General features: G+C 71.4%; 12 protein-coding genes. 8 read left to right on the forward strand and 4 right to left on the reverse strand.

What is annotated here, in order from left to right:
* From ACFXC1_RS49845 to ptsP, 3 genes are all read left to right on the forward strand, one after another.
* Positions 1-180, forward strand: a 180-nt coding sequence (locus ACFXC1_RS49845; protein ID WP_381256763.1) for a hypothetical protein, incomplete at its 5' end; no start/stop codon positions are given.
* A gap of 247 nt (positions 181-427) precedes the next feature.
* Positions 428-877, forward strand: coding sequence for a PTS sugar transporter subunit IIA (locus ACFXC1_RS49850; protein ID WP_359614162.1), 450 nt, complete (start codon positions 428-430; stop codon positions 875-877).
* Between the two features lie 78 nt (positions 878-955).
* Positions 956-2626 (forward strand): phosphoenolpyruvate--protein phosphotransferase, encoded by a 1671-nt coding sequence (gene ptsP / locus ACFXC1_RS49855; RefSeq protein ID WP_381256766.1) that lies wholly within the window; start codon positions 956-958, stop codon positions 2624-2626.
* A 71-nt stretch (positions 2627-2697) separates the two neighbouring features.
* On the opposite strand, the gene ACFXC1_RS49860 is transcribed toward ptsP, so the two are convergent.
* Both ACFXC1_RS49860 and ACFXC1_RS49865 read right to left on the reverse strand, forming a co-directional pair.
* A complete protein-coding gene (locus ACFXC1_RS49860) occupies positions 2698-3594 on the reverse strand; it encodes a hypothetical protein (RefSeq protein ID WP_381256769.1) in 897 nt (298 codons plus the stop codon).
* A gap of 22 nt (positions 3595-3616) precedes the next feature.
* On the reverse strand, positions 3617-4825 hold the full coding sequence (locus ACFXC1_RS49865) for an MFS transporter (RefSeq protein WP_381256772.1): 1209 nt from the start codon (positions 4823-4825) through the stop codon (positions 3617-3619).
* Between the two features lie 111 nt (positions 4826-4936).
* On the opposite strand from ACFXC1_RS49865, the gene ACFXC1_RS49870 reads away from it, so the two are divergent.
* Positions 4937-6262: an aminotransferase class I/II-fold pyridoxal phosphate-dependent enzyme gene (locus ACFXC1_RS49870; protein WP_381256775.1), complete on the forward strand. Its 1326-nt coding sequence runs from the start codon at positions 4937-4939 to the stop codon at positions 6260-6262.
* Positions 6263-6283: 21 nt separating this feature from the next.
* Here the strand turns inward: ACFXC1_RS49870 and ACFXC1_RS49875 are convergent, their stop codons facing one another.
* Positions 6284-8251, reverse strand: a complete 1968-nt coding sequence (locus ACFXC1_RS49875; protein WP_381256778.1) for an acetoacetate--CoA ligase — start codon at positions 8249-8251, stop codon at positions 6284-6286.
* A 214-nt stretch (positions 8252-8465) separates the two neighbouring features.
* On the opposite strand from ACFXC1_RS49875, the gene ACFXC1_RS49880 reads away from it, so the two are divergent.
* A complete protein-coding gene (locus ACFXC1_RS49880; RefSeq protein ID WP_381256781.1) occupies positions 8466-10832 on the forward strand; it encodes a glycoside hydrolase family 31 protein in 2367 nt (788 codons plus the stop codon).
* A gap of 2 nt (positions 10833-10834) precedes the next feature.
* On the opposite strand, the gene ACFXC1_RS49885 is transcribed toward ACFXC1_RS49880, so the two are convergent.
* The gene (locus tag ACFXC1_RS49885) at positions 10835-11371 is read right to left on the reverse strand and encodes an NUDIX domain-containing protein (RefSeq protein WP_381256784.1); all 537 of its coding nucleotides are present in this window, start codon (positions 11369-11371) and stop codon (positions 10835-10837) included.
* Between the two features lie 236 nt (positions 11372-11607).
* Between ACFXC1_RS49885 and ACFXC1_RS49890 the strand changes: the two genes are divergently transcribed.
* The 3 genes from ACFXC1_RS49890 (at position 11608) to ACFXC1_RS49900 (ending at position 14973) form a co-directional block, all read left to right on the forward strand.
* Complete coding sequence (locus tag ACFXC1_RS49890; protein ID WP_381256787.1) at positions 11608-12033, forward strand: Zn-ribbon domain-containing OB-fold protein; 426 nt, start codon at positions 11608-11610, stop codon at positions 12031-12033.
* Positions 12030-13220 (forward strand): lipid-transfer protein, encoded by a 1191-nt coding sequence (locus ACFXC1_RS49895; protein WP_381256790.1) that lies wholly within the window; start codon positions 12030-12032, stop codon positions 13218-13220. Before ACFXC1_RS49890 ends, ACFXC1_RS49895 begins: the two co-directional genes overlap by 4 nt.
* Positions 13221-13320: 100 nt before the next feature.
* Positions 13321-14973, forward strand: a complete 1653-nt coding sequence (locus ACFXC1_RS49900) for an EAL domain-containing protein (RefSeq protein ID WP_381256793.1) — start codon at positions 13321-13323, stop codon at positions 14971-14973.
* The last annotated feature ends 183 nt before the right edge of the window (positions 14974-15156 follow it).

Here is a 15156-nt window from a genome sequence, read left to right on the forward strand (position 1 = left end):
TCAACATATCTGGCGTTGATTTTTGGCACGCTGTTGAGTTCTCAAGGAACGGACGCTTCCTTTGTACTCACCCTCTCGGGCTTTCCTCCGGGCTTCCCTTCGGTGTTCCAAACTCTATCAGTGTTTTTCCGGCCCCCTGACCACCGTCCTGCGAGCATGCAGAAGGTGACCCCGGGATAGGATCTGACAAGTTGGGTGCTGCCAGGCCAAGCAAAGACGCTTGGTCGCGTCGCTCGGCCTCAAGCAGGAGTACGACTGTACATGCGGCCGTAGAGCAGGTGCAAATCGATTAGAGGTGTGGTCTAGACCACTAATCCAGACCTCTCGGGCGGAACCGGTACTACATATGACATACCCTGCTGCTCAGTGTGCCGTCCGGGACAGGCAGTGACGGCCCCATCACATTTCCACCCCTGGGAGGCTTCCCATGACCAGCGTGACGTCCCCGCTCGCAGGACGCGCCATCGGACTGACCGAGGTGCCCGATCCGGTCTTCTCCGGGGCCATGGTCGGCCCCGGTACGGCCATCGACCCCGTACGTGAGCCTTCCGAGGCCGTCTCTCCCGTGGACGGAGTCATCGTCTCCCTCCACCCGCACGCCTTCGTCGTCGTGGACAGCGAGGGGCACGGTGTTCTGACCCATCTCGGTATCGACACCGTGCAGCTCAATGGCGAGGGTTTCGAACTGCTCGTCAACAAGGGCGACACCGTGACCCGGGGGCAGAGTGTCGTGCGCTGGAACCCGGCCGCCGTAGAGGCCGCCGGAAAGTCCCCGGTGTGCCCGATCGTGGCCCTTGAGGCCACCGCCGAGTCCCTCTCCGAGCTCCGCGAGGACGGCGATGTGAAGGCCGGCGACAGGCTCTTCTCCTGGGAGTGACGTCAGTGCCGTCGTATGACGGTGTGCAGGACAACCACCGCGGCGGCGGGACCCGCCGCACTATCGGAGACGGGTGAGATGGAGACAACGCTGCGAGGCGTCGGTGTGAGCCACGGTGTGGCGATCGGCGAGGTTCGGCACATGGGGACGGCGGTTCTGGAACCGCCTGCCAAGCAGGTTCCGGTGGAGGACGCGGAGCGTGAACAGGGGCGCGCCCGCCAAGCCGTGGACGCTGTGGCGGCCGACCTGATGGCGCGCGGCAATCTGGCGGGGGGCGAAGCCCAGGCGGTGCTCGAGGCCCAGGCCCTGATGGCCCAGGACCCCGAGTTGATGACTGACGTGGATCGCCGTATCTCGGTCGGCAGCACGGCCGAGCGGGCGGTGTACGACGCCTTCGCCGCCTACCGTGCTCTGCTGGCGAATGCCGGTGAGTATCTGGCCGGTCGGGTGGCCGACCTCGACGACGTGCGGAATCGTATCGTCGCCAGGTTGCTCGGGGTGCCGATGCCTGGCGTTCCCGACAGCGACGAGCCGTACGTCCTGATCGCTCGTGATCTTGCGCCGGCCGATACGGCGCTGCTGGACCCGGCTCTCGTGCTCGGTTTCGTCACTGAGGAGGGCGGGCCGACCAGTCACAGCGCGATCCTGGCGCGGGCGCTCGGTGTGCCCGCTGTGGTGGCGCTGCCGGGGGCCGGTGAGCTGGCCGAGGGGACGGTTGTCGCCGTGGACGGCAGCACCGGTGAGATCTTCGTGAACCCGAGTGATGAGAAGAGGGCGGAGCTGGAAGCCGCGGCTGCCGCGCGCAAGGCCGCTCTCTCCGCCTCCACGGGGCCGGGTGCCACCTCCGACGGGCACAAGGTGCCGTTGCTCGCCAATGTCGGCGGTCCTGCTGACGTGCCGGCCGCGCTGGAGGCGGGGGCCGAGGGTGTGGGGCTCTTCCGTACCGAGTTCCTTTTCCTGGACGACAGCAAGAACGCACCGTCCGAGGAGAAGCAGGTCGAGGCGTACCGGCAGGTGCTCGAGGCGTTTCCCGAGGGGCGTGTCGTCGTGCGGGTGCTGGACGCCGGCGCGGACAAGCCGCTGGACTTCCTGACGCCCGCCGACGAGCCGAACCCGGCCCTGGGTGTGCGCGGGCTGCGTTCGCTGCTCGACCACCCCGACGTGCTGCGGACTCAGCTGACCGCGCTCGCGAAGGCCGCCGAGGGACTGCCGGTCTACCTCGAGGTCATGGCCCCGATGGTCGCGGACCGCGCGGACGCGAAGGCGTTCGCGGACGCGTGCCGGGAAGCGGGCCTGCGGGCGAAGTTCGGCGCGATGGTGGAGATTCCGTCGGCCGCGCTGCGGGCGCGCTCGATTCTGCAGGAGGTCGAGTTCCTGTCGCTGGGGACCAACGACCTCGCGCAGTACACGTTCGCCGCCGACCGTCAGGTGGGTGCCGTGTCCCGTCTGCAGGATCCGTGGCAGCCCGCGCTGCTCGACCTGGTGGCGATGTCCGCCGAGGGGGCGAAGGCCGAGGGCAAGAGCTGTGGCGTCTGTGGCGAGGCGGCGTCCGACCCGCTGCTGGCCTGTGTGTTGACCGGTCTTGGGGTCACCTCCCTTTCCATGGGCGCGGCTTCGATTCCCTATGTTCGGTCGACGCTGGCGAAGTACACGTTGGCCCAGTGCGAGCGGGCCGCGCTGGCGGCGCGGGCCGCCGACAGTGCCGAGGAAGCACGTCAGGCGGCTCAGGCGGTGCTGTCCGGCGAGTAGTCGGGCAGGAAGCCGTCCGTCGGCTCTGGTTCAGGGGCGCCCCGCCACCGGGTGGGGCGCCCCTGGCGTGTTCAGTGGTGGTGTCCTCCCGGGGGCTGTTCCAGGTCGCCGAGGTCGGGCGGCACGCAGTAGTCGACGCCTGATTCCGGGGAGATGAGGTCTCCGGATTCGACGTCGGTGCAGTAGGCGTCGAAGACCTCGCCGGCGGTCAGGGGTTCCAGACCGTCGCCGCGCAGGCGCCAGCCGTAGATGCAGTCGGTGCTGTCGGGGCTGGTGGTGCGCATGACGAGGCCGCCGGGGCTTCGGGTGGCGATGCCGAGGGCGAGGACGCTGGTGAATTCGAGGGCTTCGATGTCGTCCAGGTGGGTGGCTCCGTCCTCGTCCTGGTCGGCGTGGAGGGCGCAGACGATGGTTTCGGGTGTTCCCGAGACGCTGCAGACCAGGTGTCGGTTGCCGGGTCGGGCCGTGTCGAGGATGCGGACGAGGAGGCCGGAGGCCCGGGTGAAGGCCGCGCGGCCGATGTCCTCGCCGCAGGTGGCGCAGGTGCCGAGGCGGGCCAGGAGTGTGGTCACGTACTCCCAGGTCGCCTGGCGGACGGCCTCGTCGACCAGGGCCGGGAGGAGGTCGGCGAGGGGTTGGCCCTCGTAGGGCACGGTGGGTCCGGTGGTGGCGAGTTCGGCGGTGAAGCGGGTGCGGCTGGACGGGTTGTCCGGGTCAAGGCCGCTGTCGGTGCAGAACTCGGCGTATTCCTGGGGGTCGAAGAGCGCCACGCTGGTGTGGCTGCCCTGGGAGGCTCGGCTCCTGAGGAGTGCCTCCACTTGTTGGAGGTAGGCGGTGTGGTCGTCGAAGGTGAAGCTGCGGTAGCGCCGCATGGCGCGGAAGTCCTGCTCGTCGGTCAACAGGCCGATGGTGCCTGCGATTTCGCGGCGCAGAACGCGTCGCATGGTCTGGTGGTCGGTGTGCGCCATGTTTCCCCCTGTGCGCGGTCGATCAATACTCACTCACAGTAACCGGCAGCACTGACAACGGCGTCCGAGCGAGCGGCTCACGGACCAGGCGGTGCTGAATCATGCAGGTCAGAGCGATGGCGGCGCCGAAGACGGTCCAGCCGAGGGGGCCGGTGGCGATGGCCGCGGTGACCGCGAGTGGGCCGATGCTGCGCTGGGTGGACTGGGCGAGTCCGTGGACGCCGAGGTAGGCGCCTTGCGCGGTGCCTGGTGCGAGGGCGACGGAGAGTTCCCAGGAGACGGTGGCGTGCAGCATTTCCGCCATGGTGAAGGCGGCTGCCGAGGCGGTGAGGAGCACGCTCGCGGTGACGGCTCCGCCGGTGGCCGAGAGGGCCAGGGTGGTCCCGCCCAGGGCGAAGGCGGCGGAGAGCGGTATCAGCAGGTTGTGGGCGGCCGTCGAGGTGGCGCCGAAGCGGGCCAGGGGGACTTGGAGGGCCACGACCATCACGTTGTTGAGGACCATCAGCAGGGGTGCCAGGCCGTGCGGTGCCTCGCTGGCGTGGGCGATCCACAGTGGCAGGCCGACCTTGAAGACGGCGTCGTCGAGGAAGAGGACGGTCTCGGTCGCGACGTAGGCGAGATAGGTGCGGTCGCGCCAGGGGTTCGGGGGCTTGTTCGCGGGCGGCGCGTCCTTCGATGTCGCGATGACGCGCTGTGGTGACGGGGGTTCGCCGCAACGGACGGTAAGCGTCGCGATGGCGACGAAGGAGAGGGCGTCGCCGAGAAGGAGCCAGTGGTAGGCGGCGGTCGTGCCGAGGGCGAGGGCGGCGGCTGCGGCGAGACCGCCCAGGGCCCAGCCCGCGTTGGCGGCGGTTCGGCTGATGGCCTGGTAGCGGATGCGGTCCGGTCCGGCCACGCGGGTGGCGTAGAGCTTGGTGAGCACGTTGGCGGCGCGGTCGCCGAAGCCGCCGACGGCCGAGAAGGCGATCAGGAGGACGTAGTTGTCCGTGGTGAGCAGGGCGAAGGAGGCGAGGGCGCGCAGGAGTTGGAGGGCGGTGAGGACGGGGGTGAGCGGGAACCGGTCGGCGAGACGGCCGCCCAGGGGTGCGCCGGCGATGCCGACGGCTCCCGCGATCGCGGCGAGGGTGCCGACCTGGGCGACGGAGAGATGCGAGACGTAGGTGAAGTACAGGACGGACACGGAGGCCCACAGGCCGCTGCCGGTGCGGTCGACGAAGGCGATCGCGAGCATTCTGCGACCGTCGCGTCCTCCGGGTATGCGTTTCGGCCGTACGGCTGCGCGGCGGGTCCTGCTCACTGCTCCCCCTTGCATCTCGTTATGTATTGATACATAGTTGATGACGTGGCAATACAATATGGGATCAGTGGTGCGACGGCCAAGGGGATTGCCGCGTCCGTCGAACGGTCCGTGGCCGAGGGCGTGTTGGGGCCGGACACCGCGCTGCCTCCGGTGCGGCGGCTCGCGGACGAGCTCGGGGTGAGTCCGGGCACGGTCGCCACCGCGTACAAGGAGTTGCGGCAGCGGGGCATCGTCGTCACGCGCGGGCGGGGCGGGACCGTGGTGGCACAGGCGCCCGCGGTGGCGTCCCGACGGCCGCCCCGGGTCCCGGAGGGACTGCGGGACCTGGCCGGCGGGCACCCCGACCCGCTCTTCCTGCCCGCGTTGGTGCCGCCTTCGCGACTCTCCCCGGGCGCGCGGTCGCACCGGTCGACACCTCGGCTGGCGCGGTTGGAGGAGGCTGTACGGGACTGGCTGGGACGCGACGGTGTGCCCGTGGAACAGGTGACCTTCGCGCACGGTGCGCTGGATCTGATCGGGCGGCTGTTGTCGGTGGAGCTGCGGCCCGGGGACGCGGTGGCCATGGAGGACCCCGGGTATCACCATCTGCTGGACCTGGTCACGGCGTTGGGGCTGCGGAGCGTGCCGGTCGCCGTGGACGACGAGGGGCTGCGTCCCGATGCGCTGCGCGTGGCGCTCCGGGCGGGTGTGCGTGCCGTGGTGTGCAGCCCCCGGGCGCAGAATCCGTACGGCGGCAGCTTCTCGGCCGCGCGCCGCGACGCCTTGGTCGAGGTGCTCCTGGACGGGCCCGAGGTGCTCGTCGTGGAGAACGATCACGCGTCAGCCGTGGCGGGCGCTCCCCTGTGGTCGCTGGCTTCCGGTGGGTTGGCGCGCTGGGTGCATGTGCGGACGGTGAGCAAGTTCCTCGGCACCGACCTGCGGTGGGCCGCGGCGGCCTGTGACCGGACCACGCTGGCGCGACACGACGGGCGGTTGCTGCTGACGTCCGGCTGGGTGAGTCATCTCCTCCAGGAGACCGTCCACGGGCTGATGACGGACGACGGCACGCGCACGTTGGTCACGCGGGCGCAGGAGGCGTACAGACTGCGTCGGGAAGCTCTGCGCACGGAACTGGGCGGCCGGGGGATCGAAGCCCACGGGGCGAGCGGGATGAATCTCTGGGTGCCCGTGCGGGACGAGTCCGCGGTGGTCAACGGGCTGCGGTCGTACGGCTGGTGGGTCGCCGCAGGGGCGCGGTTCCGGGTGTCGTCCGAGCCGGGTGTACGGATCTCCGTCGCCGAACTCGAACCGGCCGACGCGGTGCGACTGGCCTCGGACTTCGCCGCCGTGCTCGGCGAGGGCGAGTCCGAGGCCACCTATGGAGGGTGATCGGCCTCTATGGGAGGGCGATCAGGCGCGTTTGCGGGCGAGATCCTCGTAGAAGCCCAGCAGGTCGAGGTTGTCGATGGAGCCCGGGTTGACCGCCTTCTCCAACGGGGTTCCCTGGAGGAGGCGTTTGACGGGTACCTCGATGCGTTTTCCGGTGAGGGTGTGCGGGACGCCGGGGACCTCGATGACCTCGTCGGGGACGTGGCGTGGGGAGAGTTGTTCGCGGATCGTCTGCTTGATGCGGCCCAGGAGGTCGTCGTCCAGGACGGCTCCGGGGGCGAGGTGCACGAAAAGGGGCATCCAGTAGCCGCCGTCGGGCTGTTCGATGCCGATTACCAGGGATTCCCTGATCTCCGGGAGCCGTTCGACGGCTTCGTAGATGTCGGCCGAACCCATGCGCACGCCTTGGCGGTTGAGCGTGGAGTCGGAGCGGCCGTGGATGACGACGGAGCCCCGGGAGGTGAGGGTGATCCAGTCGCCGTGGCGCCACACTCCGGGGTAGGTGTCGAAGTAGCTGTCGTGGTAGCGGGTGCCGTCGGGGTCGTTCCAGAAGTAGGTCGGCATGGAGGGCATGGGGTTGGTAACGACGAGTTCGCCGACCTCGTCGACCAGGGGGTGGCCGTTCGGGTCCCAGGACTGGAGGTCGGTGCCCAGGCCGGGGGCCTGGAGTTCGCCGATGTACACCGGGAGGGTCGGTACGGCTCCGGCGAAGCAGGAGCAGACGTCCGTGCCGCCGCTGACCGAGGCGATCCACAGGTCGTCGCGGACCTCGTCGTGCAGCCAGCGGAACCCGTCCGGGGGCAGTGGTGAGCCGGTGGTGGCGACGCACCGCACCGCGGAGAGGTCGAAGTCGCGGGACGGGTGCACGCCGGCCTTGCGGCAGGCCATGACGTACGCGGCCGAGGTGCCGTAGAGGGTCGCTCCGGTGCGTTCGGCGATGCGCCACTGGGCGGCCGTGTCGGGGTACCCGGGGCTGCCGTCGTAGAGGACGATCGTCGTGCCCGTCAGGAGGCCGGAGACGAGGAAGTTCCACATCATCCAGCCGGTGGACGTGTACCAGAAGAAGCGGTCCTCGGGGCCCAGGTCACAGTGCAGGCCGAGCTGTTTGAGGTGTTCTACGAGGATGCCGCCCTGGGACTGGACGATGGCCTTGGGGAGGCCTGTCGTGCCGGAGGAGTAGAGCACCCACAGGGGGTGCTCGAAGGGGACCTCCTCGAAGACGGGTTCCACGTCGGCCGAGGTGAGGGACGACCAGTCCAGGGCGCCTTCGGGGGCGTCGGTGCCCAGGAGGGGGATGTGGACCACCGCGCGGAGGGTGGGCAGTTCGCGGCGGAGTTCGGCGACCGTGTCGCGGCGGTCGTGCTCCTTGCCGCCGTAGCGGTAGCCGTCGACGGCGAACAGGACGACCGGTTCGACCTGTTGGAAGCGGTCGAGGACGCTGCGGGCGCCGAAGTCGGGGGCGCAGGACGTCCAGACGCCGCCCACGGCGGCTGTGGCGAGCAGGGCGACGACGGCCTGCGGGATGTTCGGGAGGTAACCGCTGACGCGGTCTCCGGGGCGTACGCCGAGGGTGCGCAGTTCGGCGGCCAGGGAGCCGACCTGGCGGCGGAGTTCCGCCCAGGTGACCGGGCGCGGTTCGTGGGTCTCGTCGACGTACAGGAGGGCCGGTTCGTGGGCGCGGGTCGCGCTCGCGCGCAGGGCGTGCTCGGCGTAGTTGAGGGTCGCTCCGGGGAACCACTGTGCGCCGGGCATCGAGCGGTCGCCGAGCACGCGCGCGTAGGGGGTCGAGAAGCGGACGTCGAACCACTCGGTGACGGCCTGCCAGAACGTGTCCAGTTCGTCGACGGACCAGCGGTGCAGTGCCGCGTAGCCGCCGTCGGCAGGGGCTCCGTGGTGTTCGGCCGCCCAGGACTGGAACCTGGTGACCTGTGCCTGGGCGATGCGTTCCGGATCTGGCTGCCAGAGCGGCAGGGGGTTCGCGGTCGACATGGGGCGGCTCCCGGGGCTGTGCGCGTCGTGTGTGTCGGTCGCGCACGTGCGGGGGTGCGCCCGTGACGCGGCTGACACGGACGATGCCATGTGATCGACTTCTGCACCAGGGCAGGTTCCAGATGGTCCGTGCCGTGAAGATGTGGTCCCACCACGGGTGAACGGAAGTTGAACGACCCGGTTATCCGGGGCCTGTAATGGCAGGGTGAGCAGCATGGATGGTCGTGACCTGGTGCGTTCGGTGAAGGCGGTCGGTTCAACGGGGGCGGCGCAGGGGTTGCGTACCGTACGGGCGGCGTGGCGCAGGAGGCGTGCGGACGCCGCCGGGCTGCCCGCGCGGGGGGCCGAGCGGGCGCGTGTGCCCGGGCCGGTGCGGGGCGCGGAGCCCGGGCCCGGTGGCGGGGTCATCCGGTTCAGCCGTTCCGAACTGCGCATCACCGTCGCCATGAACGGGGCGGTCTTCTGGGGCTGGGACGGGGCCGCTCCGGAGCCCTCGTACGCGCTCGCCGGGCGGTGCCCCGAGCCGGATCCCCGGGCCGTCCTGGAGCCGGACAAGGACGGCGGCTGGCGGGTCGTGGCGGAGCGGGTGACGGTCGTCGTGTCGCGGCACGGCGCGGTCGAGGTGCGTACGCCCGGTGGTGTGACGCTGCGCCGGGATCTGCCGCCGCGCTGGTGGGAGCCGGTGGGCGGGGGCACGGCGCGCTGGATGCAGCGGTCGGAGGTGGCCGCGGACGCCCGGTTCTTCGGGCTCGGCGGCCGCGCTTCGGGCCCGCGGCTGCGCGACGGCACGTACCGGCTGTGGAACACCGACCCCGGGCGGGCCTTCGCACCCGGTGACGATCCGCTGTACATCACGATGCCGGTGCAGCTGGTGGTGGCCGACGCGGCCACGCATCTGGTGTTCCACGACACCTCCTGGGACGGCACGGTGACGCTGCGGGAGGGCGAGGAGGGTGCCGGTTCCGGGCACGACCGGGCGGGGGCGTCCGAGCTGCGGATGGACGGCGGTCCGCTGCGCACCTGGGTGATCGTGGGCACTCCCGCGCGCGTGCTGCACGCCTGGGTCTCGCTCACCGGTGCTCCCGCGCTGCCGCCGGCCTGGGCGCTGGGGCACCATCACGCGCGGTGGGGCTTCGGCAGTGAGCAGGAGGTCCGGCGGATCGTCGCCGGCTACCAGGAGCGCGGTCTGCCGCTGGACGCCGTCCACCTGGACATCGACCACTACGACGAGCACCAGGTGTTCACCGTCGACCACGAGCGCTTCCCGAAACTACCCGCGCTCGCCGAGGAGTTGCGGCGGGACGGCATCAGGCTGGTGTCGATCGTCGACCCCGCGGTGAAGGCCGAGCCAGGGAACGCCGTCTACGACAGTGGCACGGCAGAGGACGCCTTCGTGCGGGACGCTTCAGGGCGGCTCGTACGGGGCGTCGTATGGCCCGGGGAGGCGGTTTTCCCGGACTTCACGCACGCGCGTGTGCGGGAGTGGTGGGGCGGGCTCTACCAGGAGCGGCTCGCCCAGGGGTTCGCGGGTTTCTGGCACGACATGAACGAGCCCACGTCGTTCGCCGCCTTCGGGGAGTCGACGCTGCCGCGTTCGGCGCGGCACGACCTGGAGGGGCGGGGCGGTGACCATCGTGAGGCGCACAACGTGTACGCGCTGTGCATGGCCGGAGCGGCCTACGAGGCCTTGCGCGAACTGGCCCCCCAGGAGCGGCCGTTCCTCTTCTCGCGCTCCGGGTGGGCCGGGATGCAGGCCTACGGGGGCACCTGGTCCGGCGATGTGGCCACCGGCTGGCCGGGGCTGCGGGCCTCGCTGTCGCTGGTGATGGGGCTGGGGCTGTGCGGGGTGCCGTACTCGGGTCCGGACGTCGGCGGCTTCGACGGGAGTCCGTCGCCCGAGCTGTATCTGCGCTGGTTCCAACTGGGCGCGTATCTGCCGCTGTTCCGTACGCACGCGAGTCTACGCGCGGGGCGTCGCGAGCCCTGGGAGTTCGGTGCCGAGGTGCTGGAGCACGCGCGCGTGGCGCTCGTCGAGAGACAGCGGCTGCTGCCGTACTACATGACGCTGGCGCATCTGGCGCGGCGGACCGGGGCGCCGTATGTGCGGCCCCTGTGGTGGGGCGCTCCGGAGGATCGTGCGCTACGGGACTGCGAGGACGCCTTCCTGCTGGGCGACTGCCTCCTGGTGGCGCCGGTGCTCTATCCGGGGTCGGACCGGCGTGCGGTGCAGTTGCCCAGGGGGCGTTGGTACGACACGGAGACGGAGCGGGCGTACGAGGGGCCGGCCCAGGTTCTCGTCGATGCCCCGTTGGCGCGGATTCCGGTGTTCGCGCGCGCGGGTGCCGTCCTGCCGGTGCGCGGTGCGGACGGCGGTCTCGAGCTGGAGGTGTGGGCGCCCGCCCGTGGGCGGACCGGGGGCGGGCTGGTGGTGCCGGACGCGGGCGACGGCTGGGACGAGCCGGAGATCGAGCGGTACGTCGCCCGCTGGGAGGGCCGGCGGGTGGTCGTGGAGCGGGAGTCGGAGGACGGCGTGAGCGCGCCGTCCTGCCCGGTGCGGGTGCGGGGGCTGGGCGAGGGCTGACCTCAGATGTACCGGCCTTCGAACCAGGCCCTGACGGCCACGGAGTGCAGCGGGAAGGCGAGCTCCTCCGGCCTGCGCAGGAGGTGCCAGCCCTCCGTCTCGTCGGTGGCGGCGGACTTGGGCAGGGTTTCGACCGGGCGCTCGGGAAGGACTCCGAAGAGCAGGAGATGGCCATCGGGCGAGCTGATGGCGTCGACGAGTCGTACGTCGCGGCTCGCGGCCTCGATGCCGGTCTCCTCCCTGAGTTCGCGGACGAGGGCCTGCCGCCAGTCCTCGCGGTCGTCGACGTAGCCGCCCGGCAGGGCGACGCCTCCGCGCGCGGGGGCGACGGTTCGGGTGATGACGACCAGGGCGGTGCCCTTCGTGTCGTACACCGGCTGGAGTGCGACGGCGACGGGCAGCGGGTTGCGGTAGGCGACCGTGCCGCAGGCCGGACAGGTGCGGGGCCAGCCGGAAACGCCCTCTCCGTAGGGCGATCCACAGCTCGAACAGTGGGAGTCCGGCGCGGAGTTGGGGACGGAGTCTTGAGTTTCGGACACCCGGCGGACTGTATCCGATCAAGCGGAGGGCGTCTTTCCGGGGGCCGTACGGGGAACGGGAGGGACGGCCGGAACCACCCCCGTGGGCCCCGGCCGCCCCTCCCGGTATCACGACGCCGGAAGCGGCTCGATGGTTCACCGAAACGCCCTGCTCATTTTCCGTTGCCCGTGGCACACTTCTGACGTTCCGTCAGATCCAGTGCTGTGGAGGGACGTTGTCGCGGACACGCACACCTGTGGTCACCGATTGGTTCACCGGGGACGGGGACGGCTTCCGGCTGCTCGGCACGCGTTGCTCGGCGTGCGCCTCGGTCTTCTTCCCGCGCGAGGACGGCCATTGCCGCAATCCGGCCTGCCCGGGCGGCGACCTGGAGGAGGTCCCGCTGTCGCGGCGCGGCCGTGTCTGGTCGTACACGGACAGCCGGTACCGGCCACCGTCACCGTATGTGAGCGATCCGGAACTTCCGTGGGAGCCCTACGCGTTGATCGCTGTGGAGCTGGAGGCCGAGCGGATCGTGGTGCTGGGACAGGCGGTTCCCGGGATCACCGTCGCCGATCTGGCGGTGGGCATGGAGGTGGAGGTCGTCCCCGGTGTGCTCGACGAGGACACGGAGACGACCTGGACGACCTGGCACTGGCGGCCTGCGGGGGTGACGGCATGACGGGGGACGTGGCGGTGCTCGGCGCGGGCATGCACCCCTGGGGCAAGTGGGGGCGGAGCTTCGTCGAGTACGGGACGGCGGCGGCCCGGGCCGCGCTCGCCGACGCCGGGCTGGAGTGGCGGGACGTCGGCTCGATCGTCGGCGCGGACACGGTGCGTGGCGGATACCCGGGGTATGTGGCGGGCGCGACGTTCGCCAAGGCACTGGGCTGGCAGGGTGCCCGGGTGGCGAGCGTGTACGCGGCGTGCGCGTCCGGGGCGCAGGCCGTCAGCGCGGCGCGGGCGCAGATCCTGTCGGGGCTCGCGGACGTGGTACTGGTCGTGGGTGCCGATGCCGCGCCCAAGGGGTTCTTCCGGCCCGCCGGCGGGGACCGGCACGACGATCCGGACTGGCTCCGCTTCCGGGTCCTCGGGGCGACGAACCCGACGTACTTCGGGCTGTACGCGCGCCGGCGGATGGCCCTCTACGGGGACACCCCGGAGGACTTCGCCCAGGTGAAGGTGAAGAACGCCGCCCTGGGGGCGCTGAATCCGTACGCGCGGTATCGCAAGCGGGTCTCCGCCGAGGAGGTCGCCGCCTCGGCGGTGGTCGCCGATCCGCTGCGGCTGCTGGACATCTGCGCCACCTCGGACGGCGGGGCCGCCCTGGTGCTGTCGAGCATGGAGTTCGCGCGCCGGCACGGGTCGGCGGACCCGGTGCGGATCCGCGCGGTGTCCACGGTGACGCCCCGCTATCCCAACACGGTGCTGGACCTCCCGGACATCGCCACCGACTCCGCGGCGGGCGCGCCACCGCCGGACGAGACCTTCCGGGCGTCGATAGCCGGCGCGGCCTACGAGGAGGCGGGCATCGGCCCCGAGGACCTCTCCCTGGCCGAGGTGTACGACCTGTCCACCGCCCTGGAGTTGCAGTGGTACGAGGATCTGGGGCTGTGCGCCGAGGGCGGGGGCGCCAAGCTGCTGCGAGAGGGCGCTACGGCCCTGGGCGGGCGCATACCGGTGAACGCGAGCGGTGGACTGGCCTCCTTCGGGGAGGCGGTTCCGGCGCAGGCGATCGCCCAGGTCTGCGAGTTGGCCTGGCAGTTGAGAGGTGAGGCGGGTGACCGGCAGGTCGCGGGGGCACGGGTGGGGATCACCGTGAACCAGGGGCTGTTCGGGCACGGGTCGTCGGTGCTGGTGGTGCGGTGAGTGGCGGACTGCCGCCCCGCCTGTGTGATCAGCCCGCACGGGCGCGTGAACGTCTTATGAACTGGGCCTGGGCGTACGCCGGTGGCGTCATCATGCTGCCGTGCGCTCCAGGACGGACACTCTCCGCTTCGCCTTCCAGCCGGTGGTCAATCTGACCACCGGTGGAATCGCGGGCCTGGAAGTACTCGTCCGCCCGGAGACCGGCGACATCCTGGCCGAGGCCCGCCGCGATCCCGAACTCGACGGCAAGCTGGCCGTGTTGGCGGTCCGCGCCGCAGCCCGCAAGGAGACGCTGCTGCCGCTGCACATCAATGTGTTCGCCGGCACCCTCGCCGACCTCGGCGGGCTCACCCCCCTGCACAGCGCGGTCCGCGAGGCGGGACGGCTGCCGTGGGAGGTGACGGTCGACATCGTCCCGCCGTTCACGCACGTGCCGCGACGCGCGCTCCTGGAGGCGGTGTCCGCGCTGCGCGGCCAGGGGTTCCGGATCAGCGCCGACGGCGTCGGCGACGGTGACGTACCCCTGCGGCTGCTCACAGACCTCGCGCCCGACCTGGTGAAGCTCGACGCCTCGCTGCTGGAGCGGCCGGCCGCGGTCCGCGCGATGCGGACCCTGTGCGAGGAGTTGGGCGCCCTGCTGTCCGTGGAGGGCGTGGAGACCGAGGCGCAGTGCGCGCAGGCCCGGGCGGCCGGGGCCCAGTTGGCGCAGGGAGAGCTGTTCGCGCCGGCGACCCGGGTTCCCGCAGCGGACGTATACGTTCCGCCCCGCCCGCCCGGCCTCGCGACGGCACCGCCATCGGGGCCCTGGGCGCGGGAGTTCGTACGGCCGGCCGCGCTGTTGCCCGACACCGCGTCCGCCGACCAGGTCCGGGCGCTGCTGACCGGTTCGCCCGACGTCTCCGGAGTGGTGCTCGTGGACCGGGACGGGGTGCCGGTCCGGTCGGTGCACCGGTCCCGCTTCCTGCTGTCGATGTCGGGGCGCTACGGCCACGCCCTGTACGCCGACCGGCCGGCGGCCAAGCTCGGAGACGTGCCGCGGACGGTCGGCGTCGACGCGAGCGCCTGGGAGGTCCTGGACGTCGTCGCGGTCGGCGACGCGGACCGTACGTCGGACGACGTGGCGGTCGTCGACCGGTACGGGCGGTGTGTGGGCGTCGTACGGCTGGCGGACCTGGTACGGGCGTTGGCCGAGACGCGGGTGGAGGAGGCGGCGGGGCTCAATCCGCTGACCAGGCTGCCCGGTTCGGACGCGATCACCGGTGAGGTGGACCGCCGGATCGCGGACGGGCGGACGTTCGCGCTGAGCTGGCTGGATGTCGACCACTTCAAGCAGGTCAACGACGGGGCCGGTTTCGCGGCGGGCGACGAGTTGATCCGCTCGGTCGGGCGAGCGCTGCAGCTGACGGCGTCCGGGCACACGCGCGTGGGGCACATCGGCGGGGACGACTTCCTGGTGCTCACCGATCCGGAGGGGCTGGAGCCGCTGGCCGCCGCCGTGCTGGAGGTGCCCTGGGCGGCTGGCGGCCGGGCCGTGACGCTGTCCCTGGCCACCGTGCTGTGCGTGCCGGGCAGCGTGACCGACCACCGGCAGGCGGCGGCGTCGCTGGCTCCGCTGAAGCAGGCGGCTAAGGCACTGGACGGCACCAGCTGGGTGCTGGGCCAGGCAGGGCTGGGCGAGTACGAGATCCTGCGCGGCGCCCCCACGGCGCCCGTACGGGCCTCCCGCACGGCTGCGGAGTCGCACGGACACTGAGCGGATCCCGCGGCGTCCTACGGGGCGTCAGGGGCCGTCAGGGCGGGTGTCACCGTTGCCGTCCGCGAGCTTGACGCTCCTTCGGCACCGGTGAACACTTCCCGGTGTCGGTCGACATCGCCGTACATTCTCGGCGTACCAGGCACTGCGCCGCGCGGGCCGCACCCGCGCTCGGGCCCACTC

Origin of the sequence: Streptomyces hokutonensis (assembly GCF_042751305.1) — a bacterium.
GTDB lineage: Bacteria > Actinomycetota > Actinomycetes > Streptomycetales > Streptomycetaceae > Streptomyces > Streptomyces hokutonensis_A.